Origin of the sequence: Hydrogenophaga sp. (genome assembly GCF_018780075.1) — a bacterium.
Taxonomy (GTDB): Bacteria; Pseudomonadota; Gammaproteobacteria; order Burkholderiales; family Burkholderiaceae_C; genus Hydrogenophaga.
Genome location: NZ_JADMKB010000051.1, coordinates 21,068 through 47,440, shown reverse-complemented (window position 1 = coordinate 47,440; position 26,373 = coordinate 21,068). Strand labels below are relative to the sequence as shown.

Here is a 26,373-nt window from a genome sequence, read left to right as displayed (position 1 = left end):
TGTACTTCCTCATGAAACCCCTCGAAGTTTGTCCAACTTCTGGGGGTCAGTTCAGTGTGCAGGGTTTGTGGCACACAACCGATCTTGGGCGCGATCGAATCAATGGCTGCCCACAACGACGGGTACTCGCCTCGGTGCTCCTGGACCATGCGAACGGCACGTTCGCGCACTTCGGGTGAAAACTGGTTCGACTTCTTGCTCATGGCTCTATCCTCTCAAGGAAAAGAGCCTCCTCAAAACTCGGGGCTTTTCAGTTCAGGTTTTCAAGGGGACTTCATTCCGGCCCAAGTAGCCAGTACTGATGATTGGTCGCAGCATCGAAGTAAAGTGGATTGCTCGAATCGAGAGTCCCGAAACGTTGCTTCCATTGGAAGCGCAGACGCACCACCTTGGCAAACGCTTGCAGGGCGCCATCATCTCTAGCGAAACCGATTTCATGCTCGTAGGCCCAATACGCTGAGTTGAACTGCCGCACGACGCGCTCCCTACACTCTTCAAGTGACAAAGGTTGATAGCTAGAGTAGTAACGAGACACAAAATCCCATGCAAACTCCTGTAGCGCGCGCGCCGTGCTTAACTTGACCGATTCTGGTGCGCCAGCACCGACCGGACTTCTCCGATAGATCGATGAGTACGTTACCAGTGAAACGAAGTAGCCGCCGAGCGTGGAAACGTGCACGTCATCCGAAATCAACGCATCCATCGTCTCACGCACACTACCGCGACTTACGTCAAGCAAACCGGCCCCGGTCGTCGCGCGGTTGACGAGCTCTGCAAGAGCGAGTCCGGCCGGAATAGTCACTATGCGATCGGTACGACCTTCATGAGCGAGCGCGACGTTGACGCGCGTCGCGATGCACTGCCATATTGGTGATGCAGCCCGCTCATAGGTGATCCATTTTCGGGGGTCGGATTTGTCTGAGATGCTGATCCAAGGCTCGTAGAAGTAGGTGCTGCCCGACGGATTGGCCTCGATGAAGCGATCGTGAAAATGCCTCAGGTAGCGAACCGTGTCGTTCCATACCAAGGTCCCCAGAAGACCATGTTGTTCAGTGATCAACAGAACGTCGTATTTGCGCGCGTTGATGGTGCGCGGTGAGCGCAATTCCGCCAAGACGTCCATATTCTCGCTGTCACGATTGAAGCCGGTGCGGTAGCCAGCCCATACACCCTGACTTTCATCCAGCCCTCGCGTGCGGACGCGCACGGACGAGCCGGGTACAGACTGGCGATTCCATTCGATGGTCGTCCCGAGACTGTGCGCAATGGCAACAAGGGGATCCGGTAGAGGATCTGTCAGGCTGTGACCGGAGATCAACACAGTCGCCGAAGAGCGCGGTGTCGCGTCCCACCGAGTCCCGATGATCGAAAGGTCCTTCGGAATGCCCAATTTAGGCTCATCCTGTGAACGACACCCGACCACTCCAGAAAGAAGGGCCAGGGGCAAAGCTATCAAGAGGGATAGAAAATTCAGCCGCATGCGACAAAGTGTCGCATGGTTTCAGAGTGTGAAGAAAAAACAAGGGGCCCACTCATCGCCCTCTACTGTCTCCCCCACCAGCCGTGCCTTCTTCCAAAGGCCAACGCCTGACTTTCCCCCCAGAAATAGGTTCGAGCGAACACGATACCGACAAAAACTGCAGCGACCAAGGCAATCCAGGGCATCGGTGCATGGAACAGTCGAGCTACTAGCGACTTGACTTGGTAGTGGCTAAGGTACATGAACATCGATGCCCCTGCGACCTCGCCGACGATCCTTTTCACAGGAGCCGGAACAGATATCTCTGGCCAGAAAAGCAATAACGCACAGCCCCCACAGATATAGAACGTAGCTGACGTAACGCCATGATGAATCAACACGGCGACCGTTACGATTGCCATCACCATCAAACGAGTAGATAGATCGCGAGTGACAGCACTGGCAATAAGCATTCCACATGCAACAGTCCATAGATACCATATCGGCGTTCTATGGTAAATATAGTTGGTGTCCCACATCAACTCCATCAGATAGCTCAATACAATTGCAAAAAAAATAAAAGCAGTTCCACTCATCAAAGGGTTTTCTTTGAAAGAATTTCGCACCACTTTAAAAGAGAAAACCCCCGCAATCAACAGCAGAAGTTGCATGTATATTTCAGCAAAATAGAAGTATGCAACATGGTACTGACTGGGATCAAATAAGTTCGAAATCAGCAATAAAGGCTTCAACTCAGTTTCATGAGCCCAAAGCTGCAACGCAATGATAACAGCCACCGTTGGGACGGCGATGCGAACAATGGTTCCAAAAATCGATCCTACCTTTCCAGTGCGACTGATCTCTGGCCACTGAAAACGCATGAGGCTGTAACCAGCCAATAAAAAAAGAAAATACGCGGCACCCCAGTTGCTGCTGTATACGAACGTATCAAGGTGCAAGGCCACGATACAAATCATGAAAAACGCACGTGTCAGCGTTGCAGACTCCAGGCGAAGATAGGGTTTCTTCCCAAGCGTAGCGCTGATACCGCTCTGCAATTGCGCGACAGTTAGCGACTCCCATCCGCTCGGCAGAGGGCCAAACCGATCTTCGAATCCCATTGAAAACTGGATGTATCCAAGCGAATCACCCCCAAGGACTTCAAAGCTCGCGCCGGAGTCTATCTTGCGACCAGGAAAGAATTGCCGAAAGAAATCCAGCACGTCTTGCGCCATTGGTCGAATTGGCTTGCCAGCGTTGGCATTCGCGTCAATGGCTGCGTTTGAATGATTGAAATCCTCAGTCAGGAGTCGCCGCAGAGGTTTGCCAGTTGCCGTCTGCGGAATCTCTGTCACCAGCTTAACATGCAAGGCGCCCCCCACATCCAGCCCCATCGTCTTGAGTGCCTCAAATGATGCCTTTTTGAGTTGCGCCTCATCCAAATTTTCAGAATTCGCCACGACCAAAACCCCCTCCCCACGAAGCGCGTCAGGAACTTTGGTCACGACAATCTTCCCAGTATTTCGCAATAATTTAGTGATCCTCTCTTCCAAGATGTCTGGATTGATTTTCAGGCCACCGCTGTTGATCAGATCGTCAGCCCGACCATCATAGAAAAGATACCCATTGTTCAGATGACCCAAGTCACCGGTTACCAGCCAGCCATCAGATTCAGGTAACGCTTGCAGATCATCGCCGTCGATGCGCCACCGCGCAACATGCGGACCTCGAATACGGATTCGACCGTCTGGAGAGATACTGACCTCGGTTTGGCCAACAGCACGCCCCACAGATTCGAGCAATTCTTCTGGCGCCTCCGAAATCTGCAAAAAAGTGCTGCGGGATGCCTCGGTGAGACCATAGTGCTGAACAATCCGCGCGTTGGGGAATAGCTCTCGGATGCCTCTTTTCTCCGCGGCAGTCATGTATTGAGAGCCGATTTCCATCCAGCGCAGTTTCCCGCCCGCATCGCCAACCACTTGGGGGTCTTGCAGCAAAATCCGCAGGAGGGTGGGCACTGCGGAAAGCGAGTTAACCTCCCCGGCACCGAGCATTCGTGAAAACTCCAGTGGATCAAATCCACGCGGTGGTATGTAAGACTGCCCTCCCACTGCACTGATGACGCGTATGCGTGCCATTCCGAAGCTGTGTGTGACTGGGACACCGATGTATTCGCGCACATCAGATGTCAGGCCCATCTCGGAGATGATTCGCTCAGCCGCATCGGCAAGGTTGGAGTAACTGAGGACGATGCCCTTTGGCTTACCCTCTGTGCCCGAGGTAAAGGTCACCTGCGCAGGGAGATCATCATGAATCAATGCATGGTGTTCATTGAACCAGCCACCACCTGCATCGGGAACGAGACACTCCTCTATGACGATACCGACTGGCTCCCTGGCAGACAATTCGTCTGGAAAGCTAACTAAAGGTTGATGCACTTCATTGAGTGCAAAAACGTGTTCTACGTAGGAGCGTGAATTTCGCCGAATCACCCCTGTTGCACGTAACTTTGAATCTTGCATTATCAACACCTTTAGTTCTTTCACATCCGGGTCAGGCAGGGTAGCATTGAGCCGAGTTCGGGGTGTGGAATCAAGGCTCCAGAAACCAGGCCATTGTTCGTGACATGACCTCCACTTCATCCTTGCACCACTTCTCAACAAGGGGAATTTCTTTTAGGTTTCTGGTTTTCCTGTAACAGTTCTGACGCCCCAAGGGCATCTCACGACTTAGACTTGACCCCACAAGCAAGCTGCAGGGCTTCTTTGAGCATGGCGGAGTCTCCGTGGCGCTCGATGATGGATTGGGTGATTCGGGCTGTGGGTTCGCTGAGCCACATTGGTGACTTCTTGAGGAAGCCGAACCTTTGCTCTTGCAAGGACCAATGGGGCAAGGCATAGGCAGGCCCAGTGGCTGCTGTGGCCAAGAGAATGAAACGCCGCAATTCGACCAAATCAGAACGATCCGCGGGCTGTTCAATCAGCCTCTTCTGCTCTTTGCGCAGTTCAACATCCTCGGGAATGATCAAATGTTCAACCAGATCATACAATCTCGCAGAATCAAACTGCTCCAACTCCTGTTCAAACTGATTCAAATCCAGCGTTTCACCATGACTATATCCCCGATCGATGATCCAACGACTCAGGCCTATCTCGCCCCGGCGAATAGTCAACAGCTTGTCTGAAGTGAGTTTTAATTTCCGCCAAAACCGATTGAATTCTGGATCCCTCAAAACCTGGGAACCTAACAGCAACGCGAACGAACAGTAATGCAGCCGAGGTGCCAAGGGGTCGAAGACCCAGCGCCTTCCACGACCTGCATCTGTCAAATAGTCGACCCAACCATCGTTGGAGGCCGCTCCAGCCAAGTCCACATCCAGTCGCTCGGCTTTCGCCAGCCAATCAGAAGCTGCGGGGACCGGAAACCAGACCGAATCGTTCGCGAGCAGCAGCTGACGCATGCTGGGGACAGCTTCAAGAGCCAGCAGGACGCCGTCTCGATATGCTCCGAAATCGTATCCGTAGTTGGGCCTTTCCACCAACTGCCAGCACAAGGGCAGGAGGCGCTCACGCTCGGCAGGCATTAGGGTCAGGTTGCTGACTACCAATGGCGTGAAGCCCTTGCCCACCAGATACTCCAGCGAAGCCAAGTGCGAGTCCTGCAAGCCCATTCGGGGATAAAGGACATACACCGCACAACGCTCAGATTCTGCCAAGCGGCCTCGTGTCGTCCGCGCTTTGCGCTTGAGCCACAGGTCGTACCAAAAGTTGCCTAGCCATTGATTGAGGAGTCTCCCTGGAGCCTTTCGTGCACGCTTCCACCGCCAGGCCAGGTGGACCTTTAGTCGAGCGAACCAGCGACGTGCAGGGGTAGGTGTGTCAGGCGCCACTTGCATTGCTGGGCTCAGGTGACAGATCGCCGGAACATCGCGAGGACAAACCGGTGAGCAAGCGGAGCAAAAAAGCAGGACTGCAACAGCCCCAGCAACAACAGTCTCACGAAAGGAGGCTGAACAGCCACCCAGGGCACATATTGAACGAACCACCAACCGGCGGCCACAGCTGCCAACAGCAGGAACAGCAGCAGGATCTCCACCCGGAGATTGCGCAGACCCACCTTCCAGCCCAGATATTGGCTGGTGGCCGTCGCGATCACTTCGGCACTCAGCACGGCCAACACCGCCATCTCGATGGAGTAATCGAACTGCAAATACACCAGCAGAAACAGCAGGAATACAGACACTTTGATTGCGCTGACCTTGGCAATCCATTGCGACTTTCCCATGGCCAGGAATGCCGAACCGTAGATGCCACTGAGGCTACTGAACCAGACACCCACCGCAAGAACAGGCAAAAAGTCACCGCCTTTGACATAACGATGGTCATAGGCAAGCTCGAAAAACGAACTGGCCCCATTCACCAACAGGGCGACTAGAAAAGTAACTACCACCAGCAAAGGGACTCGGGTACGTTTGAAGGCATCCTGTAGCGGGATACCCTTATCGAGCATCCGAGAGTACCAGGGGAATACAATCGCCGATTGAAGAGCGCCATTGAGCACCGTCACCATAAGGGCCAGGCTGGCAGCAATCGAATACACACCAACCTCGGCCAAAGGAAAGATGGCCGCCAAAAGCACCCTGTCGATCTGGATCGCGAGAAACGAAATCAATGTACTGAGGAAGATCCACTTGCCGAACCTGAAAATGGCACGAACTGCTTCCCTATCGAGCCGGAATTTCTCGGGTCTGCCGGGTAGCAAGGCGTAGGACAACCAGAGACGCAGCGCACTGCTCGCAAGACCTGCAAACGCGAGCGCATAAACCGATCGCAGATACCAAGCGAGCCCCACCATCAGCACTGCATTCGACAACTGCACGAGCATCTCGATCTTCGTCACGCTCGCGATGTCCATTTGGCGTGCAGCACTGAGCATGCGAGACGACTGCAAGCCATCTGTAATGGCTCCGAACGCCACCAACGGAATCAGCCACATCAACTCTTTGGCTATCGGGTCATTGGCTCCATAAATGCGTGCCATGGGCCAGGCCAGAAGGACAGCACAAATGAACAACACCAAACCCCGAAGGACCTGCAATGTCCATGCTGTCTGCAGGAAAACCGGCTCATCTCCCCGGGGGTTCTGCACCACGCTAGGCTTGAGTCCAATGTCGGAGAACATGGCCAACCCCATCATCACAGCAGAGACAATGGCCATGAGAGCAAAGGCTTCTTCGAAGAGCAAAGCCGCCAAGGCGATGTTCGCAGCGAGGCGCAGAATCTGACCTCCTCCAAACGCTACAACGATCCAGATCGTCCCTGATCTAGCTCTATCCGAAAAGCTCGCCGCCTCAAGTTTGCCGGGCAGGCCTTCGGCCTTGTGCTTTGAATGCATCAAACCCGTCTCCCAGCGGTTTCCTCAATGACTGGCTGTGACAGCACCATCTGGTGGTAGGCAACGCTCATACCCAAAAAGAGCCAGTACACGATGGGAACCGCACCGATGCTACTTACCGTGTAAATCGTCAGCATGATGGACAGCAACACGGCGAGCAGCGATCTTCCAAGCAAGACGACGTGATCGCGGCCTCGCCTCGCCTTGCGAAGGGCTCTCAGCGTATGAAGTATTGCCAAGAGAAAGGCGCCCACAAAAAAGCTTAGGCCGACCATCCCGTAGTTCAGCACCACGGCCAGATAGGTGTTGACTATGTCGATAATCCCACCTGAATACATGGTCTGAAATTCCGGCGCGGATAAATAGTCGGTAGAACCGAACCAAAAACTCCTCTCGACCACGGGTAATGCTTGGGTCAGCAAATCCTCGCGGTACTCCACACTGCCCGCCTCGTTCGCGCCAATGAAAGGCAGCAGATCCAAGAGAAACTGACCGGCCGGAAACTGCAACGCAACCAGAAACGCCACGATCCCGAGGGCGGTGGCCTTGAACAATCGACTCACCACCTTGGTTCCCGTGAAGACAAACACCAACGAGAGCAGACACAAACCGACCCAAGGCCCCCTGGACAAAGACCAGATCACTCCTCCAACCAACAAACCAACACCAATCTGCCGCCGCCAGCTGTTTGGCATGTAGGCCAGCAGGAATATATGGCAACCAACCGCCACCATCATGACGTAACCCAGCACGATCGAGTTGCTCAAGGTGACGTCCGGGCGCAGTACTCCCATACGCTCCAAATAACCTCCTAACTGCCAGGGGCTGAAACCCAAGACCGCCAACACGCCTTGGTACAGCTTCCAATAACGCAGCACCTCGAACAAAGCCAAAGCAGAAAGAACACCAGCGCCCATGACAAACCCAAAAAAGGCGCCCCGAAAGTCTTCCATGTTCCGGAGACTTCGGCTAACAACGTAATAAGGTATAAATATATCAACGAAGTACGTGAACACCTGACGCAAACCACCGGTAAAAGATGTCTCACGGAAAGCCAGCCAGCAAGTGACCGCCAAATAGCCCAGCACCATCTTGTCTACCGAAGGTTTGCCAAGCCTCACGCTGTCGCGTCGCTGAAAAAGCGTCCACGCCAACGGCACCAGGAGCAGCAAGACAAGCAACTTGTAATGGTTGATCGGAAAGAGCTGGTTGAACAGCCCAAGCCCAGGGATGAACATCGCGGCTGGGGGCGCGACGAACAGCAGAAGCAAGAACAGCCCCACCACATGCTGCTCTCGGTTGGCCACATATCGCACCCAGACGATCAGCAGCAGTGCATAAACCCAGAAGTTGTGCGACAGGAACAAGGCCAGGGTGAGACCAAACCAAGCGGTCCTCCAGCGCGAGAAGGTCTCTGCCGGAACCACCTGAATGGCCACCGGTCTGGCCATATGAAAGACAACTGCCGCGATCACCAAGATCACCACCAAGGCACGTATGTGCTCAGGCATAGGCACCGCCGTTGCTCTTTGAACTCAACAACGGCCCGCTCCTACAAACGTGGCGGACTCCGCCCGAACGACGGTGACCGTGTTCACGAACGAGGCGCCGCTTCAGTAATAGGCATTGGTCACGACCGAAGCGTCCTTGTTCAGCACCACCCCTACTAGGGGAACCTTGGACAACCGCCGTTGGGCCGCTTCAATCTCCTTTTCGGAGGAGATGCCACTCCCGACGACAAACAGCACACAGTCAACATGGGGTAGAAGAGCCAGCACATCATCGGCCGCCAGTGCAGGAGGCAAATCCACCACCACCACCCGGTCGGCGTAGCGATCACGGAGCTCACCCAACAGGTCCGCCACCCTAGGCGACGCGAGCAGCTCCGACGGCCTATCGGCAGCCTGCAGCGTTGGCAATACCACCAGACGTTCAAACCCGGGATTGACCATCGCATCCGCAACATCGACGCCACGCTGCAACACATCGTTGAGCGAAACCTTTGGGCTCAATCCCAAATACTTGGCCACACTCGGGCGCCGCAGGTCGAAATCGAGCAGCAGCGCCGTCCGTTGGAGTCGCTGGGCGATGCTGATCGCAAGGTTGATGGCCACCACGGTCTTGCCAGAGTCCAAGGTCGGGGAGGTAACCGCCACCACCCGCCAGCCGTTTTCATCCATGCGCTGAAGGACCTGGGTCCTCAATGAGTCGAACGTCCAGCTGTTAGGGTGGTCTTTTCGGTGAGCGATGATCCGGTGCTGTTCCAGGTGCGCAAGATCGGGCCGTACCACGTGTGTCCGAGCGTACGTGAAGTCAAGGGGTGCATCCGAGGGCACTGCTGGCGGGTTCCCACCCATCCGGGACACGTCCGACCGAACGACTGAGACAGGTGCCTGACGCTGCCCCTTAAGAACCGCATCTCCTGCACGCGCTTTTAAGATGGCTTCTTTGATTCGTTCCATATGGTGGGTTCAGTCGCGATAGCCGACAATGCCTGACAGTAACTCCGGCAAAGGTTGTAGAGTAAAGTGCAGAAATAATAGAACAAGCGTCACGGCTGCCATCGCGCCCCACACGAGCCATTTCTTCGTATCCTTGATCATGCGGTCATCTTCGGCGTTCTTGATGTAAGGAATCACCACCAGCGGCTTTTGCCCAGTGATAGCTGTGACGGCATTCTCGCCCCGAACGCGGGGAAACATGGCCTCCAGCATAGCTGCCACACCCAAAGCAGCTGCCAATGCGGCGATCACCCCCAGAGCTACAGTCTTCCTTCGACCAGAACTTATGGGGTACTCTGGGAGGATTGGTGGCTCGATGACAGAAAATCGATCAGCACTCTGTGCGTCAATCAAGCTGGACGCAATCTGGGCCGAGCGCTGCTGTGACCGGATGTCCTCGAACTTGGTCTGTGCGATCTCATAATCCCGTTGCATTGCGGTCAAGTCGCGCTCTGCCTGAGGAGCACGGGCCAACTGGGTACGCATCCGAGCGATGCTTCCTCTGATCGTGCTCTGTTGCCCCAGCAGCAGATTTGCCCTAGATTGAGCCGCCGCCAGCAATGCCTCCAGGCGAGCAACCGCCAGCCTCCTTTGCCCCTCAGCGGCGTCCCGAGAAGGACTCCTTGTAGACGCCTCGCGGCTGAGAGCCTGTTCCAGCGACTGAATGCGTCGCAACTGAGCCCGAAGGTCAGGATGTTCTTCCGAGTACACCGACCTGAGCTGAGATAACTCGGCTCTGGTACGCGCCAGCTCCTGTTCAGCCACGGAAGGGGCAGCGACCGTCGTACCGCCTCCTGCAATCGACAAACCCGCCCGGGCACCGACCAGCTCCACCTCCAATGTCCTTTGCTCTTCAAGAGCCGCCCGATGACTTTGCTCTACCGCACGAAGATCGGCCTCAAGTGACTGGATGCTACTCATCGCAATCGCCTGGCCTTCAATCATCGCGCCTTCGTGGGACCGTCTGTAGGCAGCAATCCGGTTCTCATATACCTCCAACTCCTTGCGAAGCTTCTCGGCTTCTTGTTCCAGAAACGCTGAAGTCCGCGCCGCCTGCTGGGTCTGCTCAAGAGAACTGCCCTCGACGAAAAGCCGAGTCAACTCGTTGACCACTTGCAAAGCCTTATCAGGATTTCCATGCTGAAAGGAAAGATCGAACACGATGGTGGCGTCCGGACGTTGCCACGTGTGCTGGTTGTCGGTTCGCAACTTAAAGCCAAGGCTGCTACGCATCAGGCGTGCCAGATCAGCCTCTTTCAATGAAGGAACGTCAGGAGCCGTCTCAAAAACGTTCAGTCGATTGGCCAAATCGACCAAATTGTCACGACTCATGATGCGCTGGCTAGCCTGGCGCATGCGATCTTCCGCAGAGACTACTGCCGCTTGACGAGCAACGTCGGCTGCAATACGGGTTCCTTCTGCCATCAATACCGCCGAAACTTGGAAGGTCCGAGGCTGAAGCAGAGCCACGACCACTGATACCCCCAGCACGGTCACGAAAGCAACTGCCATGACCCAAGCCCATCTCCGAGCGATGGCCAGGTATTCAGATAATCCCAATTGATAGTCGGCCGCCATGTAGTCTTTGCCTGTGTGTCAGAAATCGGGGTGTGAATAGGTCAGAACCAAGCCAGCCACGTTCGCAGTCGCTGAACCGCCCACATTCGGTCGTGTTCGCAATTGGCCCAGTCGGCCCTCAATGGACCAGAAGTCGCTGAATGAATGGCGCAGACCAGCCATCCACGTGGATCCAGCTGCGCCCCCTGCCCCCTGGGACCGAGCCTGGCTGGTCGCTAAGTTGATCGATGTGCGTTCGGACCATGCATAGTCCGCGGTCCAACCAAGCAGCCGGGTGGCGGTGTACCCAGCCAGGGTACTCGAGATAGCAGTGGAACGCGACCACTCCAAGGTCGATGTCAGACGTTCGCCGGCATATTCCAACCGCAGCAGCGTTGAAGGTGTGCGCGCGGAATCAAGCCCCGAAGTCCGCACTGTCCCTCTCTCGGCCACGAAGCGGAAGGCGTCGCTCAATCGGGTCGCCAGACCAACTGCGAAGCCCCTGCGGGACGAGCGGGCTATGCCCTGATCGGGATGGAGCCGCGAGCCCTCCAACCGGGCAGTCAATTGCGTTTCATCGGTAAGGTCGTAATTGAGTCCGGCGGATGATCTGAACTCGCGGTAGCCCACCAGGCTGGATGTGTCGTATTGCACCTTTGCAACACCCAGTCCCAGCTCAAGTCGGGAGACATCGCTCAGATCTCGCCTCCAGGTTCCGTCCAACTCCGTGTTGCGTAGCGTCGCGTCTGAGGCGACAGCCCCAGTTTCTGCAAATTCCTCCGCTCGGGAGGATGACTCAGACAGTGCCGCCCTGAGTCCCAGGCTACCGACTGGCAAAACCTGCTCAATCGCAAACGACAGGTTGGGGTCCGATCGGTGATTGCTGACAGCCGTGTTGCTGGATCGCTCAAGCACGCCTCCAAGCGAGAGCCGGGTCTGCGTGGATCCGCCCTGACCTACAAGGGTGTATTGGGGCGACACTCGGAAGCGGGTGACCCCGATGGCTTCGCCGGTCGTCAGGGCCGGGTTGCTGCTGTGCTCAATCTCGACGGGCACACTCACATTGCTCTGAGCCATGGACACGAGGGGCAGTCCGACCAAGGCCCCCATCAGCAACGCAGGGCTCGCGAACAGGGAGCGGTTGAGGTTGTTTGGCATGCAGGTTGGCCTTGTCAAGGAACCAAGATGGTGTCACCAGGCATCAGGACCACGTTGGTTTGCAACTCGTTTCCTTTTACAAGGTCGTTGTAGCGTACATTCAAAGTCTGCGATCCACCAGATGTGCTGCGAAGCACCCGGATTCCGTTTCCATCGGCAAACCGATCCAGCCCACCCGCCTGGCTCAGAACCTGAAGCACAGTGGTGTTGGGTGAAGTCAGCAGCACCGGGCCAGGGGTTGTCACCTTCCCAAGCACATAGACGCGACTGCCGTCGATGCCCGTGACTGCCACAGTCACGGCCGCTTCCGGGATGAACTTGACCAACCTGGCTGCGATACGCGCTTCGGTTTCACTGGTGCTCAACCCTGCTACCTCGACCCGACCTGCCAGCGGAAACGTGATGCTACCGTCTGGCAATACCCGAACCTCCATCCGAAGTGCCTCTTCTTTCCATACCGACACCATTACAGTGTCGCCATGCCTCAGGCGATAGGGCTCTGCTGCCCCTGCCGATACTGTCGACAACAGCACGACAAGCAATATGCCCAGCCTGTCAATACGCAAATACTTCATGACAATCCTCCTGAAAACACAACCGAGACCGCGCTCACTGGATTCGAAATCCCAACCAAGCCCGTAGCCGTCAGGCGCTCGGGCAGCAGGTGAACAAAAGTATCAATCGGTATCTTACGCCCTCCGCGTCGGCGCACAACCCAAAAAGGTGGTACCCATCCTATGATCGTTCCGTCGAATCACGCCTATATGCAGAGAAAATCGCTCCCACGCGGGTTGAAGCTGGGCACAGGTTCATTCGCAGCACCTCCGAGCGACACATCACCATGTTATGTTCCATCAGCCCCGACTTGAGAATGCCGACGGCACGGGCACGTACCAACCAGGCCTCAATGCCGGCTGCCAAGCACCGCAGACAGCACGCGCACTGAAAACCAGACATGGACAGTAGCAACCGATACGTACTCATCTCGCCTTGTCGCAACGAGGCCGGCTACATGCGTAGCACCCTGGAATCTGTGGTGGCCCAAAGCCTGCAGCCAGCGCTATGGGTCGTTGTCGATGACGGCTCCACAGATGACACCGCGGCCATACTGCAGGAGTATGCTCGGCGCTATCCATGGATGCGCATCGTCACCCGACGGGACCGCGGCCACCGCTCGGTTGGCCCGGGTGTCATCGATGCCTTCTACGCGGGCTACCAGACGATTGAACCATCCGACTTCGAGTTCATGTGCAAACTCGATCTCGACCTGGAGCTGCCACCCCGATACTTCGAGATTCTCATGCAACGCATGGCCGACAACCTGCAGATAGCCACCTGCAGCGGCAAGGCATACGTCCGCGAAGACGGTACCCCCGTCCCCGAGCGACATGGCGACGATACCTCGCTGGGGATGACCAAGTTTTATCGCACCGCTTGCTTCGAAAAGATCGGTGGCTTCGTTCGTGAAGTCATGTGGGACGGCATCGACAACCATCGCTGCCGCATGCACGGTTGGATCGCCTGCAGCTGGGATGAGCCCGACCTGCGTTTCATCCACTTGCGCCCCATGGGATCCAGCCAAGACAGCATCTACTTTGGACGCATGCGACACGGCTACGGACAGTATTTCATGGGTACAGGGCCGGTGTTCATGTTTGCAAGCGCCCTGTTCCGGCTCAACCAGAAGCCCTATGTGCTGGGCAGCCTTGCCATGATGTGGGGCTGGTTGAAGGCCGCGCTGCAGCGCAAGCCTCGGTATGAAGACATGGCCTTTCGCCGGTTCCTTCGCCGCTATCAGTGGCGCGCGCTCCTCCTGGGCAAGCGACGCGCGCTCACCATGACCGGGCAGCAAGCCTGATGTGCGGCATTGCAGGCATCATCGGCGCGGGAGATGGCCGACATCGCGGTGCCCTGCAGCGCATGACCGATGCCATGCGCTTGCGAGGACCCGATGCCCAAGGTCAATGGGAATCTCCAGCGACCTCAGATGGCCATAGGGTCCTGTTCGGGCACCGTCGGCTGGCCATTCTGGATCTGTCACCGCTGGGCATTCAACCCATGGTGCTTCCCGAGACGGGTGACTGCATCGTCCTCAATGGGGAGATATACAACTACGGTGCGCTGCGTGAGCAGCTCAAGGATCGCCCGACGGCCCTTCAATCGCCCGGCGACACAGCCGTGCTGCTGCGGTTGCTGGCGCAGCGGGGAGAAAAGGCCTTGCAGGACCTGCGCGGCATGTTCGCGTTCGCCTTCCGGGACCAGCGATCTGGCAATGTACTGCTGGCACGCGACCCGCTGGGCATCAAGCCCTTGTATTTCGCCTCCAACCCGGCGACGGCTGGCGACTGGACTCTCGTGTTCGCTTCGGAGGTCCGGGCCATCTTGGCATCCGGTCTGCTGGCACAGCATCGTCTCGACGCCCGCGCTGTCGAATCGGTCTTGTGGAACGGCTTCACCGTTGCGCCAGTGACGGCGGTCCAAGGGATCGAGTCCCTGCTGCCCGGCGAAGCCGCCTGGTTCGACACTTCGGGGCGCCTGATGCGGCGCTTCACTTACTGGATCCCCCCCACACCTGGCCAGGGGCCGGTGGCGACGGAGGAAGAGCTTGAGGCCGCACTGCTGGATTCGGTTAGATCCCACCTGATCAGCGATGTCCCGGTGGGCGTCTTCCTATCAGGCGGGGTCGACTCATCGGCGGTGGTCAACCTGGCCGCCCGCTCTGGCGCGTCGACCGTGAACACATTCACACTGGCCTTCAACGAGGCCGAGCGCAACGAAGGTGACATCGCCCGGCAGGTCGCCAAGGCCATCGGCACACGTCACACCGAGGTTCTTCTGACAGAACAGGATTTCCTCGCCAGGCTGGAGCCTGCCCTCAACAGCCTGGACCAGCCCAGTTTCGATGGTCTCAACTCTTTCTTCATGTCACACGCCGTCAGGGATGCCGGCTTCACGGTGGCACTGGTGGGCTCCGGCGGTGACGAGCTGTTCGGAGGGTACTCGTCGTTCCGTGACTTGCCTCGCATGCAGCAGGTCAACCGCTTGATCGCCTCTGCACCCTCAATCACCCGGCAGTGGTTGGCCTGTGGCGTCCGGCGCATCCAGCAATCGTCCGGCCAGGCCTATGAGCCCCAGACGCGCTGGGCCAAGTTGCCCGACATGATCGCCGCAGGACCCGCCGCATGCGATCTCTACCAGCTGGCCTATGCGCTGTTCCTGCCTGCCAACCAGCGCGCTCTTCGGGCGGTACGGGCCAGTGACTCTGGACTGCTGAGCGGCCTCCCGCCGGAGCGATACCGCCAGCTGGCGCAGGAAACGGCCGGCCGTTCAGACTTGGGCGCCATCGCCATGCTCGAGCAGCGTCTGTTTCTTGGCGAACGGCTGCTGCGGGACACCGATGCCACCAGCATGGCGGCGTCCATCGAAACCCGCCTGCCGCTGGTCGATACGGCCCTGCTGTCGGTCGTGCACCGCCTGCCCGACACGATACGGTTTCACCCGGTACGTCTCAAAGCCCTGCTCAGACGCACGGGCCTCAAGGGACTGGACTCTCAGTTGTTCAACCGCCCGAAATCGGGCTTCGAGCTGCCCTTTGATCGCTGGCTACGGCAGGCACTGGGGCAGGAAATCGAAGCCACCTTGTTGGATGCGGCTGCGGTTTCAGGTGCGGGGCTGGATGCGGCTGAGGTGCGGCGCCTGTGGATGGCCTTCAAAGCTGGCGCCAAAGGCCTTTACTGGACGCGCCTATGGGCGCTTTACAGCCTCATCCGCTGGACCCAGGTCAACCGCGTGGGTACGTGACATGCGTGTCGGCTATATCGTCAGCGAATACCCCAAGGTCAGTCATACCTTCATCCGGCGCGAGATTGAAGCGGTCGAAGCCTGCGGCATCGATGTCGAAAGGATATCGATCCGGGACGGGGGCCCGGTGGTCGATCCGCAGGATCGGGTGGAACATGGCCGGACCACGCGGCTGCTGGATGGCGGCACCGCAGCGCTATTGGTCGCCGGCCTTCGTTGCCTGCTGCGTGTTCCGGTGCGCACCCTGAAGACCTTCTGGCTGGCCTGCCGAATGGGCTTGGGTGCGGACAGGCCCATGCCTGTGCACTGGGTCTATTTTCTTGAGGCTGCGATGGTGGCCGATCTGGTACGACGGCGCACGATCAACCACCTTCATGCGCACTTCGGGAGCAATCCGGCTGAGGTGGCCATGTTGGCGGCGCAGCTGAGCGGCATCAGTTACAGCTTCACTGCCCATGGCACCGTCGAAACCGACAATGCCCGGGCCATCGGGCTGCCCGCCAAGATCGGCGCCGCAGCCTTTGTTGTGGCTGTCAGCGACTATGGCAGGGCCCAGATGATGCGCTGGATACCTCCTGACCAGTGGTCGCGCATCCATGTGGTGCACTGCGGGCTGGGACGCGAGTACCTGGACTGCTCCGCGCCCCCCATTGAATCCGGTGCGGGATTCCTGGCGGTGGGACGCCTGTCAGAGGAAAAAGGCCACATCTGCTTGGTGAATGCGTTTGCCCGAATATTGAAGACAGGTGCCAGTTCCAAGCTGGTGCTCGCTGGAGACGGCCCGCTTCGCGCCTTGATTGAAGGCCGCTGTCGCGAACTGGGAATCGCCGATCGGGTCAGGATCACGGGTTGGGTATCGGGAGATCAGGTTCGCCAACTGTTGCTCGAATCGAAAGCTCTGGTGCTGCCCAGTTTTGCCGAAGGGCTACCTGTTGTCCTGATGGAGTCTCTTGCCTTGGGTCGGCCAGTGGTATCAAGCTGGGTGGCTGGCGTTCCGGAACTGGTAGAGGCGGGCACGAACGGTTGGCTGGTGCCTCCCGGTAACGAAGATGCCTTGGGACAGGCCCTACAGCAATGTCTTGATGCTTCGCCCGACACCCTGGCCAGCATGGGCTCGGCCGGCCAGCATGCCGTGCGGCAACGGCACGATGCGCGCATTGAAGGAGCACGGCTGGCCGAGTTGTTTCGCGCTTTCAGTTCGGTGCATCGGGAATTGGGATGACTGCAGCCCAACCCTTGAATACCCTGCTGGGCGCCGTGGTGATCGGGCGCAACGAGGGCGAACGCCTCAAGCGTTGCCTGGCCTCCCTGGCCGTCGTATCGACCCGGACCGTCTACGTCGACTCCGGCTCATCGGACGGCTCCGTGGACCATGCGCGCCGAACAGGTGTCGACGTCGTCGAGCTGGACCTGTCCATTCCGTTCACTGCGGCACGAGCACGCAACGAGGGCTTCGCGCGCTTGCTGTCCCTGCACCCCAACCTCCCCTACGTACAGTTCGTTGATGGCGACTGCGAGGTCGTAACGGACTGGATGCAGAAGGCTGTGGCGTTCCTCATGGAGCATCCTGATTGTGCTGTCGTTTGCGGCCGGCGCCGGGAGCGATACCCTGAGCAAAGCATCTACAACTGGCTGTGCGACCGCGAGTGGGACACCCCCGTGGGTGAAGCGACCAGTTGCGGTGGTGACGCCCTGATGCGATGTGATGCGCTGCATGCCGCGGGGGGCTACCGGGCGGGCCTGATTGCCGGCGAAGAGCCCGAACTGTGCCTGCGATTGCGTCGTGCCGGATGGTCCATCTGGAGAATCAACGCCGAGATGACCTTGCACGATGCAGCCATGCAACGCTTCGCTCAATGGTGGACACGCAGTGTCCGCTCGGGACATGCCTATGGCGAAGGCGCCTGGCTGCATGGTCGAAGCCCCTACCGGCATTGGGTGAAGGAAAACGTCCGCGCGCTGGCTTGGTCCATCGGAGTACCTGCTTCGGCCATGCTGCTGAGCCTGTTACAGGGCCCCTGGGCCTGGCTGCTATTGGGCCTGTATCCACTGCAGGTGATCCGGATGTGGTTCCGATCAGGTTCACTGGCCCACGCCTTGCTTTCCGTGCTGAGCCGTTTTGCAGAAACGGTGGGCATCTGGCGATTTCATGCCGGCCGCCGGCGAGGCCGAGCCGGCGCCCTCATCGAATACAAGTAGGAAGGCAAGGTGGCTCCCTGCTACCCAAGCGTCACCTCCGAACGAACCTTTGGCAAGCCCATGAAACCGGCCATTCGCAGAATCAAGTCGTATGTCAGGGATACCGTCGGCGAAAGCCTGCGCGTCACCGGCCTTTCGTCGCCGGCACTGTGGGCGAAAGACCAGTTGACCATCGTCACCTTCCACCGAGTGCTACCGCCGACCATGCTGGCCGGTTATCCCCTGCCTGCGATCGCGGTGACACCCGAGGAACTGGACCACTTCGTCGGTGCGTTCCAGAAATACTACACCGTTGGTTCGCTGCACGACATGATGCAACTCAAAGCATCGGGCAACCATGCCGGCAAACCACTGCTCGCGATCACCTTCGACGACGGTCAAATCGACAACTACCTGTTCGCGCGCCCAGTGCTGCAGTCACGGGGCGTGCGCGCCAGCTTTTTCGTCGTATCGGCGGCGGCCGACGATGGTGAACTGCTGTGGCATGACCGCATGGCCTTTGCCATCCACCACGCGCTGGCCAAAAGGTCCGCGGAGCTGAATCGCTGGCTGAAGGACCTTGGCATCAACGCATGGGAAGTCGATCCAGTTGCACTGGCGGTCACGGCCGCCAAGGCGTTGACGCCAGGCGAAAGGGCCTCGAGAGTCAGGCAGCTTGAACGGCTTGCCGGCAAGCCGTTGCGTCCCGAATGGGATGGCATGATGGACTGGAACCACATCCGTCAGATGCTGAAGGATGGACATGAAATTGGATCCCACAGCTCAAGCCACCCGATATTGCCTCTGGTCGACGACGAAACCCTTCGCAAAGAGGTGGAGGGGTCGCGACAACGCATGGAAGCACAAGTCCAGCAACCAGTGATCTCCTTCTGCTATCCCAACGGCGATCACGATGAGCGTGTGGTCCTTGCGGTGAAGCGAGCCGGCTACGCTCAAGCAGTGACCACCCGCTACGGCATCAACCGCCGCCTTGCTCCGCCATGGACGCTGCGGCGGATCGACCTCCAGGGCCGCTATGGGCGGGACAGTCGTGGCCATTTTGTCCAAGGCGCCTTGCTGGTGCGACTCTCTGGCCGGATGCCCGGCGCACGTTGACCGACAGGATGACCGGACCCATGATGCCCCTACACCCTCCATCCACCATCGTCGGGCGATTGCGTCGACCGGCTGGGCAAGACTCAGGACCGAGCCAGCACGACCACGCCAGCCATGATGAGCAAGGTGCCTGCGATGCGCGTGGCGGAAACCGCTTCGCCCATGAATGCCCAGGCAAGTACCATCGTCACCACAAATCCCAAACCCACAAACGGGTAGGCCAGGCTGACATCGACTTTGGCCAACACCAGCAACCAGACCACGGCTGCACCCGCGTACAAGGCCAGACCGATCATCACCCACGGATGAAGGAAAACGGTCACCAAAGCGGGCAGGCGAAGCCCACCGGCCAGCGCACGAACGACGTCCGGTGCGCTCATGCCTGCCTTGAGCACGATCTGGGCGAGGGATGTCATGGCCACATTGGCCAAAATGAGCATCAGCATCGAACGGTTCACCGGTGGCCTTTCAATGGGGAGCGCGCTTGAAATGACTTCCGAATGTACTCCGTCGATGTCGCAACGCCCCTCTGAGAAACCGTTGGCGCGTGCCTTGTGTATCGATCTGGATGGAACCTTGGTTCGAACGGATCTGACGTTCGAGTGTTTGCTGGGTGCGCTCAAGGGTCGGCCCTGGCTTGTCTTTGTGTTGCCGTTCTGGTGGCTGAAGGGCCGGAGCTATCTGAAGCATCGACTGGTTCAGGCTTCGCAACTCGACGTCACGGTGCTCCCGTACCAGGCTGAGGTGCTGGCCTTGATTCAAAAGGCCCGCGAAGAGGGTCGCCACGTGGCGCTGGTGACGGGCAGCCACGAAAGCCTGGCTCAACAGGTCGCTGACCACGTGCCATTGTTCGACACCGTCCTGGCCACCAGCGAAAGCCAGAACCTGATCGGTTCCAACAAGGCAGCCCTTCTGGAGCGGACATTCGGATCCAGACAATTCGAGTACGTGGCCAACGGACGCGTGGACTTGGCCGTCTGGCAAAAGTCAGGGGCTGCGGTGACCGTTCACGCACCGAGATCGGTGGTGCGGCAGGTCGCGGGCATGGGCATCCCTCACAGGGACATCCCACACCCAGGCACTGGATGGCGGACTTGGCTCAGGGCCATCCGGCTGCAGCAATGGCTCAAGAACTTGCTGCTGCTGGTGCCGATCATCACCGCCCATGAGGTACTGAACGTCCAGGCCCTGGGCGCGGTACTGCTGGCTTTCGTCAGCTTCGGCGCTTGTGCTTCATCCACCTACCTCATCAACGACCTGATGGACCTCGAAGCCGATCGACATCATCACAAAAAGAGAATGCGGCCGTTTGCCGCTGGGCACCTCGACGTGCGTGCCGGTCTGGCCGCCATCGTCGTGTTGCTGGTTCTCGGAGTGGGTCTGGCTCTGCTCCTTCCAGTGACGTTCCAGTGGGCGCTTGCCGCCTATCTGCTGACCACGTTGCTGTATTCGCTGTGGCTCAAGCGGTTGGCCAGCTTGGACGTGATCGTGCTGGCCGGGCTGTACACCCTGCGCATCATCGCCGGAGCGCTTGCCACCGGCATCAGCCTTTCGTTCTGGCTGCTGGCCTTTTCGATGTTCATCTTTCTCTCGCTCGCACTGGTCAAGCGGGTGGCGGAACTCGTGGAGGTGCGCAAGAAGGAGGTGGCAACAGGCCTGACCCTTGGCAAACTCCGCGGGCGAGAGTATTCAACCGAAGACGTGGCCGTGCTGCAGGGCCTGGGCGCGGCCAGCGGTTACCTTGCGGTCTTGGTGCTAGCGCTGTACATCCACAGCCCCGAGGTCTCGGAGCTCTACCGGTCGTCCGAGTTGCTTTGGCTGATCGCGCCCTTGATGCTCTTGTGGGTCACGCGCATGTGGTTGGTGACGGCCAGAGGCTATATGGACGAAGACCCTATTTTTTTTGCAGCCAAAGACCCTGAAACTTGGGCCACTGGCGCTGTGGTGGCTTTGATCCTCATGGGCGCTACCCTGCTCCAGCTTTGAACCAGCCAGTTACCCCGTCTTGATCCAAGCTTTCAAACACAGAATGAACGCGCAACCGTACAACCAAGAATCTCGCGAACTGCGCTGGACCCGCTCTCTGGTCCTGCTGACGGTGCTGGCAGTGGCGTTGCGTCTCATCTGGGCCTGGTGGGTTCCCGTGATCCCCTTTTCCGACGGCGCAGCCTACGATGCTTTTGCACGGACTCTTGTGCAGGAAGGCACCTTCGGCGTGGTCGCAAGCCACCCTACTGCGTTCTGGCCGCCGGGCACCACGTTCCTTCATGCCACCCTGTACGCGCTGTTTGGTATCCGCTACGAACCCATCATCGCGATGAACATCGCCCTGTCGGTGGGCATTCTCTGGGTGACGGCAAGACTGGCGGCCCGGTTCTGGAACCAGCAGACGGCGGTGCTGAGCGCCCTCATCTTGGCCACCTGGCCCACGCTCGTCATGTACCCAACCATCCTGGCGAGTGAACTGCCCTTTGTATTCTTCACTTTGCTTGCGCTGGACCTTTGGACCCATCCCAGGCTCGGCGCCACGTCCAAGTCACTGCTGGCCGGCTTGGTGCTCGGATTCGCGGCCCTGGTTCGCCCACAGGCGCTGCTGCTGCCGCTGGTGTACGCCGCTGGCTTGCTGCTCACGTCACGGGTCACCCTGCCCGCACTCCTTGCCCAGGCCCGCTGCGTGGCCTTGGCCGGCACCGTCATGGCCGTCGTCATCGCACCCTGGACCTGGCGCAACCATCAGCTTTACGGGGAGCCGGTGCTCATTTCCACCAACGGTGGAATCACACTCTGGATGGGCAACACACCCGGAACCGACGGCCGCTATATGGTGGTGCCACCTCAGTACAGCCACCTGCCCGAGAACGAAAAAGCGCGAGTGCTCAAACAAGAGGCCATGGACTACATCCTCCAGGACCCAGCGGCATTTGCGGAACGCGCCGTCAGGAAGCTGTTGATCCTGTACACCAACGAATCTGTGGGTGTGGGCTGGAACTCGCCAGGCATTCGCCAAACATTCGGCAAGACATGGGAACACCGACTCAAGCGCATGACCCAGGGCTCGTGGGCGCTGATCTGTCTGCTGGCTGCCGCAGGGATCTGGTCGTCGCTGCGCAGGTCCGGCCTCCAGAACACCCTGTTCTCTCCGATCATGCTGAGCATCCTGTACTTCACCGCGATCCACATGGTCGTGGTGTCCCAGGAACGTTACCACCTGGCCTTTGCCGGGCAGTGGGCCATCCTGGCAGCTCTTGGCCTTGTCCAGTTGGTCAACTGGCGCCAGAGCCGGCGCTCGGTCGAAGCCAACACACCTTTGCACTGATCAGCGGAAAGTCTTGTCGACGCCATGTCCACCGAAATCAACCTGTCGCCCGCAGACATACAGCGGCTTGCTTCTCCCCTCTATGCTGGAGCAGCCAGCGCCAAGGTCAGGCTGATGGCGACATACCGTTCGCACATCTGCCCATTGCACGAGGTGATCAATGAAGTTCCAGCGCAATCGAGCGTGCTGGACGTTGGATGTGGTCACGGGCTGCTGCTGAACCTGTTGGCAAGGCTGGGCCACATCCGTCAAGGTCATGGCTTCGACGTGGCGGCTCCGGCCATTGAGGTTGCACGCCAGATGGCTGACCAGCACGGGCTTTCGGCGGTGGTTGACTTCGAACATCGGTCCATTGCGCAAGGCATTCCCGACCTGGGTCATGAAGTGGTCACCGTGATTGATGTGCTCCATCATGTACCCAACCAGCACAAGGCTGCATTTGTGGGTGCCCTGTGCGATGTGGTGCCGGAGGGGGGACTGCTCATTGTCAAGGACATGGTGGTCCGCCCGCGCTGGCGTGCGGCTGCCAACCGGATGCACGATCTGATCATGGCTCGCCAGTGGGTCGAGCATCTGGACCCTGATCAGGTGGAAGCCTGGGCCGTCCCAAGGGGTATGCGCGTGATGCGGCTAGACCATTTCAACACGTGGTGGTACGGACACTGGCTGCTGGTGCTGGAGAAGCGATCTTCGACATCGGAAAGCGAACAGGTCCGGTGAAGATCATTCACCTGCAAGGCGCGTGTGATAGCTCAAGCGTTCGTAGATCTCGCGGATGCTGCGCGCCTTTGCTGACCAAGTGAATATCCTCTTTACCTGATCGCAGCCATTTCGGGAAAGCACTGCCAATTCAGAACGGTCTTTCGCCAGTCGGGCCAACGTCTCGTGAAAACCCGCGACGATATCCTTTCGCGTACCGATGGGTATCTTCAGTCCCGTTTCAGCAGTCACCAGTTCACCAGGACCTGCATAGTCCACCACGATCGGTACGACGCCCAGCGCCATGGCCTCCAGCACGACGCCCCCGCCGAACTCACGGATGCTGGGGAACGCCAAAACTTCGCACTGGCAGAGGATATCTTGCACCCGCTCATTTGCTACCCAGCCATGAAGCGTAACCACCGAATCCAAGTTGTGTATTTGAACGAACGCACGCAGTTCGGGCATCAACGGACCATCTCCGACAATATCGATGGTCATGGATCCCGAGCGCAATAACTCCAGTGCTGACTCCAGCAACATATCCGGCCCTTTGTAGGGCACCAGCCTCCCGACGAATACCGCTCGGAGCGCACCGGAATCACGGTTCTTTGCTGTTCGCCAGAAGCGTCCAGGATCGATCCCGTTCTCCGGCATATAAATGTACTTGTCCCGATATGCAGCAGGGAGGTCACCCTGAGTAAAGCGCGACCCCACCAGGACCTTCGTTGCATACCGGTAGGTCTGACGAATGCCCGGCAACATACGGTAGGCAGCCCGCACGTAAGACAACCACTCTTTCTCCTGCCTTCGCTCCCGGTCGAACCCCTCGGGCCAAGGAACTCCGCCGTTGAGTGGTCCCAGCACAAATGGCACACCCGCCTTAGCGCATCGCTTGGCCAGGGAACTGGGCGCGGTGGGCGTCAAGGGCGTGATTCGGTGAACAACACCAAATTCGCCATTGCTGATCCGTGCCCCGAACTGCTTCCAGACCAGATGCTCAAAGTAGGGATAGGACAGGCTGGACAAAGCAGTCTGGGTGGTCCAGCCGATCCCTTGGCCACCTCGCAGCCAGCCAGCCAGCCGCCAGAAGGGTCTCTCTATGGCTTCGGAATCGATAGCGGTGAAATCCACACCTTCTTTCAAACCGGCCCGGACAAAAGCATCCCGGTTACGGATCTGGGTAACGATATGGGCATCGATCTCTCCGGCAATCGCAGTTGATAGAGACCAGCCGATCAAAGGTACGCTGGACCACTCGGGATTAGCCGCCTCGGCGATCAAAAGAGCTCGGATGGATTTCATGGTCGACAAATGAGGCTGAGTCGAGCAAGACATCGTTTGGATCGTTCCGCCATCTGGCAATGCAGGCCGGCAAAACCCGTGACATGCACATACCTCACTGCCCTGCTCCGATGCAATCCCTCACAAGGCACCAGATGCCTCGGGGGTAGTTGATCAGGTATCGATGCCAAAGTCGCTGGGGCTCTTTGGCCAAGCGATATATCCATTCCAGACCAGACTTCTGCATCCACTGCGGAGCACGGCCGCCTTCAGGTCCCAGTATCTCGAACGTACCTCCGATACCGAGCACAACCAAGTGAGGCATGCGATGCCTGAGAAGCAAGGCCAGGCGATCCTGTTTGGGAACCCCAAGTGCAACAAAGACGACACGCACGTGGTGCAGGCCCAACTCATCACAGAAGAACGACAACTGTTCGCCTGACAGATCAACTTTGCCGTCGAACACAAACGCACATGCCTCCATAGCCTGTTGACCATAGCACTTGATGGTCTCCGTCGGACTCTTTCCACCAATGACCGCAAAACGGGGCACGTTGTCAAGACGAAGCATGGCGTCCACCAGATCCACTCCAGTGGTGCGACCGACAATCGCCGCCTTCCGGCTCTTGAACTTCGATGCCCAAACAAGAGGCATGCCATCTGCGGTGATGATGTCGGCCCGCTTGACAAGGTCCCAGTAGTCCGGATCCCGCACACCACGCGCGATCATCTCAGTATTGAGCGTCAAGAGCCAACAACCGTTGCCTCGATCAGCACGATCAACCAAGTCTCGGACGTGGAAATCCAAATCGTTGCGCGAGACCGGCAATCCGCAAAGCTCGCATGCCTGATCAACAGGTTGCATCAAAAACTATGGAAGTTGTTCAGTCATCACTCCATCGTATTCGATAATGAACCGGCTGCACCAACTCGCGGGTTCGCTTGTAAAACAAGGTGAAGGCTCTCCCGCAAAGCTCACTGGCAAAACGAACATGTACGAATCCTTCTACGAGCTGAAAGAAAAGCCGTTCTCGATACAACCTGACCCCGCCTTCCTCTACATGGGAAAGCGCCATTCACTGGCCTACACCATGCTGGAGTACGCGATACGCAGTCGGGCGGGCTTCACTGTCATTTGCGGCGACATAGGGTGTGGCAAAACCACGCTGATTCGCCGCCTGCTCAACGAGTTGGGGGACGAGGTCAAGGTGGGGCTGGTGACCAACACACACCCCGACCTGGCCGATTTGACCGAGTGGATCATGCTGGCCTTTGGCCAGCCCTACGACGGACTCTCGCCTGTCGCACGCTATGACGCGTTCCAGCGCTTTCTGATCGGCGAATATGCCAAGAACCACCGGGTGGTGCTCATCGTCGACGAGGCACAGAACCTCAGCCCGGCCGCCATGGAATCGCTGCGCATGCTCTCCAACATCAACGCCGACAAGGATCAGCTGCTTCAGGTCGTGCTGGTCGGTCAACCCCAGTTGCGCGATCTGCTCAGGCGCCCGGAGCTGCAGCAGTTTGCGCAGCGGGTGGCGGCCGATTTCTTCATTTCCCCCCTGAACTCGGTGGAGGTCGGAGACTACATCGAACATCGGTTGAAGGTGGCCGGGCGCGATCGTCAGCTGTTCACGCCCTACGCCACGGCCAAGATCGCCAGGGCAGCCCATGGCATCCCCCGCAGCATCAACATCCTTTGCGACATGGCCCTCGTCTACGGGTATGCCGCTGAGGCCCGTCTGATCGATGTGCATGTGGTCGATGAAGTGCTGCGCGACCGGAGCGAGTACGGCGTGCTGGGCGACACCAATTTCAACATCGGCCAATCCGGGGACAGCCAATGGGGAGACAGCGCTGTTTAAACGCCGTCCTATCCCCCAAAAGTGTGATCTCACTCACATCAAGTA

The 26,373-nt window shown here is 58.3% G+C and carries 21 protein-coding genes and 1 pseudogene; 9 read left to right on the top strand and 13 right to left on the bottom strand.

The features are described from left to right. The 10 genes and pseudogenes from IV088_RS11215 to IV088_RS11170 all read right to left on the bottom strand — a co-directional run. Positions 1–203 (bottom strand): annotated as a pseudogene (locus IV088_RS11215) (hypothetical protein); the annotation flags it as partial. 71 nt (positions 204–274) lie between these two features. Continuing rightward, the gene (locus IV088_RS11210; protein ID WP_291101861.1) at positions 275–1,480 is read right to left on the bottom strand and encodes a hypothetical protein; all 1,206 of its coding nucleotides are present in this window, start codon (positions 1,478–1,480) and stop codon (positions 275–277) included. A gap of 62 nt (positions 1,481–1,542) precedes the next feature. Continuing rightward, positions 1,543–3,981: an AMP-binding protein gene (locus IV088_RS11205; protein WP_291101859.1), complete on the bottom strand. Its 2,439-nt coding sequence runs from the start codon at positions 3,979–3,981 to the stop codon at positions 1,543–1,545. Between the two features lie 200 nt (positions 3,982–4,181). Further along, positions 4,182–5,108, bottom strand: a complete 927-nt coding sequence (locus IV088_RS11200) for a rhamnan synthesis F family protein (protein ID WP_291101856.1) — start codon at positions 5,106–5,108, stop codon at positions 4,182–4,184. Between the two features lie 254 nt (positions 5,109–5,362). Continuing rightward, entirely contained in the window at positions 5,363–6,853 is a 1,491-nt protein-coding gene (locus tag IV088_RS11195; RefSeq protein ID WP_291101854.1) for an oligosaccharide flippase family protein, read from the bottom strand. Beyond that, positions 6,853–8,340, bottom strand: coding sequence for an O-antigen ligase (locus IV088_RS11190; RefSeq protein WP_291101865.1), 1,488 nt, complete (start codon positions 8,338–8,340; stop codon positions 6,853–6,855). The genes IV088_RS11195 and IV088_RS11190 overlap by 1 nt, the downstream gene beginning before the upstream one ends. 126 nt (positions 8,341–8,466) lie before the next feature. Beyond that, positions 8,467–9,033 (bottom strand): CpsD/CapB family tyrosine-protein kinase, encoded by a 567-nt coding sequence (locus tag IV088_RS11185; protein ID WP_291101852.1) that lies wholly within the window; start codon positions 9,031–9,033, stop codon positions 8,467–8,469. 291 nt (positions 9,034–9,324) lie between these two features. After that, complete coding sequence (locus IV088_RS11180; RefSeq protein WP_291101850.1) at positions 9,325–10,932, bottom strand: hypothetical protein; 1,608 nt, start codon at positions 10,930–10,932, stop codon at positions 9,325–9,327. 18 nt (positions 10,933–10,950) lie between these two features. Next, complete coding sequence (locus tag IV088_RS11175; protein ID WP_291101848.1) at positions 10,951–12,069, bottom strand: hypothetical protein; 1,119 nt, start codon at positions 12,067–12,069, stop codon at positions 10,951–10,953. A gap of 14 nt (positions 12,070–12,083) precedes the next feature. After that, positions 12,084–12,644, bottom strand: a complete 561-nt coding sequence (locus IV088_RS11170) for a polysaccharide biosynthesis/export family protein (RefSeq protein WP_291101846.1) — start codon at positions 12,642–12,644, stop codon at positions 12,084–12,086. A gap of 380 nt (positions 12,645–13,024) precedes the next feature. Between IV088_RS11170 and IV088_RS11165 the strand changes: the two genes are divergently transcribed. From IV088_RS11165 to IV088_RS11145, 5 genes are read left to right on the top strand one after another with little or no spacing between them, the layout of a single operon-like run. Beyond that, a complete protein-coding gene (locus IV088_RS11165; protein WP_291101844.1) occupies positions 13,025–13,927 on the top strand; it encodes a glycosyltransferase family A protein in 903 nt (300 codons plus the stop codon). Further along, entirely contained in the window at positions 13,927–15,870 is a 1,944-nt protein-coding gene (gene asnB / locus IV088_RS11160) for an asparagine synthase (glutamine-hydrolyzing) (protein WP_291101842.1), read from the top strand. The genes IV088_RS11165 and asnB overlap by 1 nt, the downstream gene beginning before the upstream one ends. Before the next feature lies 1 nt (position 15,871). Next, on the top strand, positions 15,872–17,092 hold the full coding sequence (locus IV088_RS11155) for a glycosyltransferase (RefSeq protein WP_291101840.1): 1,221 nt from the start codon (positions 15,872–15,874) through the stop codon (positions 17,090–17,092). 14 nt (positions 17,093–17,106) lie between these two features. Further along, a complete protein-coding gene (locus IV088_RS11150) occupies positions 17,107–18,069 on the top strand; it encodes a glycosyltransferase (RefSeq protein ID WP_291101838.1) in 963 nt (320 codons plus the stop codon). Positions 18,070–18,129: 60 nt separating this feature from the next. After that, positions 18,130–19,164: a polysaccharide deacetylase family protein gene (locus tag IV088_RS11145; protein WP_291101836.1), complete on the top strand. Its 1,035-nt coding sequence runs from the start codon at positions 18,130–18,132 to the stop codon at positions 19,162–19,164. Between the two features lie 83 nt (positions 19,165–19,247). Here the strand turns inward: IV088_RS11145 and IV088_RS11140 are convergent, their stop codons facing one another. Then, the gene (locus tag IV088_RS11140; protein ID WP_291101834.1) at positions 19,248–19,610 is read right to left on the bottom strand and encodes a hypothetical protein; all 363 of its coding nucleotides are present in this window, start codon (positions 19,608–19,610) and stop codon (positions 19,248–19,250) included. Between IV088_RS11140 and IV088_RS11135 the strand changes: the two genes are divergently transcribed. Genes IV088_RS11135 through IV088_RS11125 form a run of 3 tightly spaced genes read left to right on the top strand, consistent with a single transcriptional unit; the run spans position 19,597 to position 23,200 of the window. Further along, entirely contained in the window at positions 19,597–21,150 is a 1,554-nt protein-coding gene (locus IV088_RS11135; RefSeq protein WP_291101833.1) for a UbiA family prenyltransferase, read from the top strand. The genes IV088_RS11140 and IV088_RS11135 overlap by 14 nt on opposite strands. Before the next feature lie 43 nt (positions 21,151–21,193). Next, the gene (locus IV088_RS11130; RefSeq protein WP_291101831.1) at positions 21,194–22,480 is read left to right on the top strand and encodes a glycosyltransferase family 39 protein; all 1,287 of its coding nucleotides are present in this window, start codon (positions 21,194–21,196) and stop codon (positions 22,478–22,480) included. 24 nt (positions 22,481–22,504) lie between these two features. After that, complete coding sequence (locus IV088_RS11125; RefSeq protein ID WP_291101829.1) at positions 22,505–23,200, top strand: class I SAM-dependent methyltransferase; 696 nt, start codon at positions 22,505–22,507, stop codon at positions 23,198–23,200. 3 nt (positions 23,201–23,203) lie between these two features. Here IV088_RS11125 and IV088_RS11120 read toward each other — a convergent pair whose 3' ends face one another. Continuing rightward, positions 23,204–24,484, bottom strand: coding sequence for a glycosyltransferase family 4 protein (locus tag IV088_RS11120; protein WP_291101827.1), 1,281 nt, complete (start codon positions 24,482–24,484; stop codon positions 23,204–23,206). Positions 24,485–24,578: 94 nt separating this feature from the next. Then, positions 24,579–25,328 carry a WecB/TagA/CpsF family glycosyltransferase gene (locus IV088_RS11115; RefSeq protein WP_291101825.1) on the bottom strand — a complete coding sequence of 250 codons (750 nt, stop codon included), beginning with the start codon at positions 25,326–25,328 and terminating at the stop codon, positions 24,579–24,581. 46 nt (positions 25,329–25,374) lie between these two features. On the opposite strand from IV088_RS11115, the gene IV088_RS11110 reads away from it, so the two are divergent. Then, a complete protein-coding gene (locus tag IV088_RS11110; RefSeq protein WP_291101823.1) occupies positions 25,375–26,328 on the top strand; it encodes an AAA family ATPase in 954 nt (317 codons plus the stop codon). The last annotated feature ends 45 nt before the right edge of the window (positions 26,329–26,373 follow it).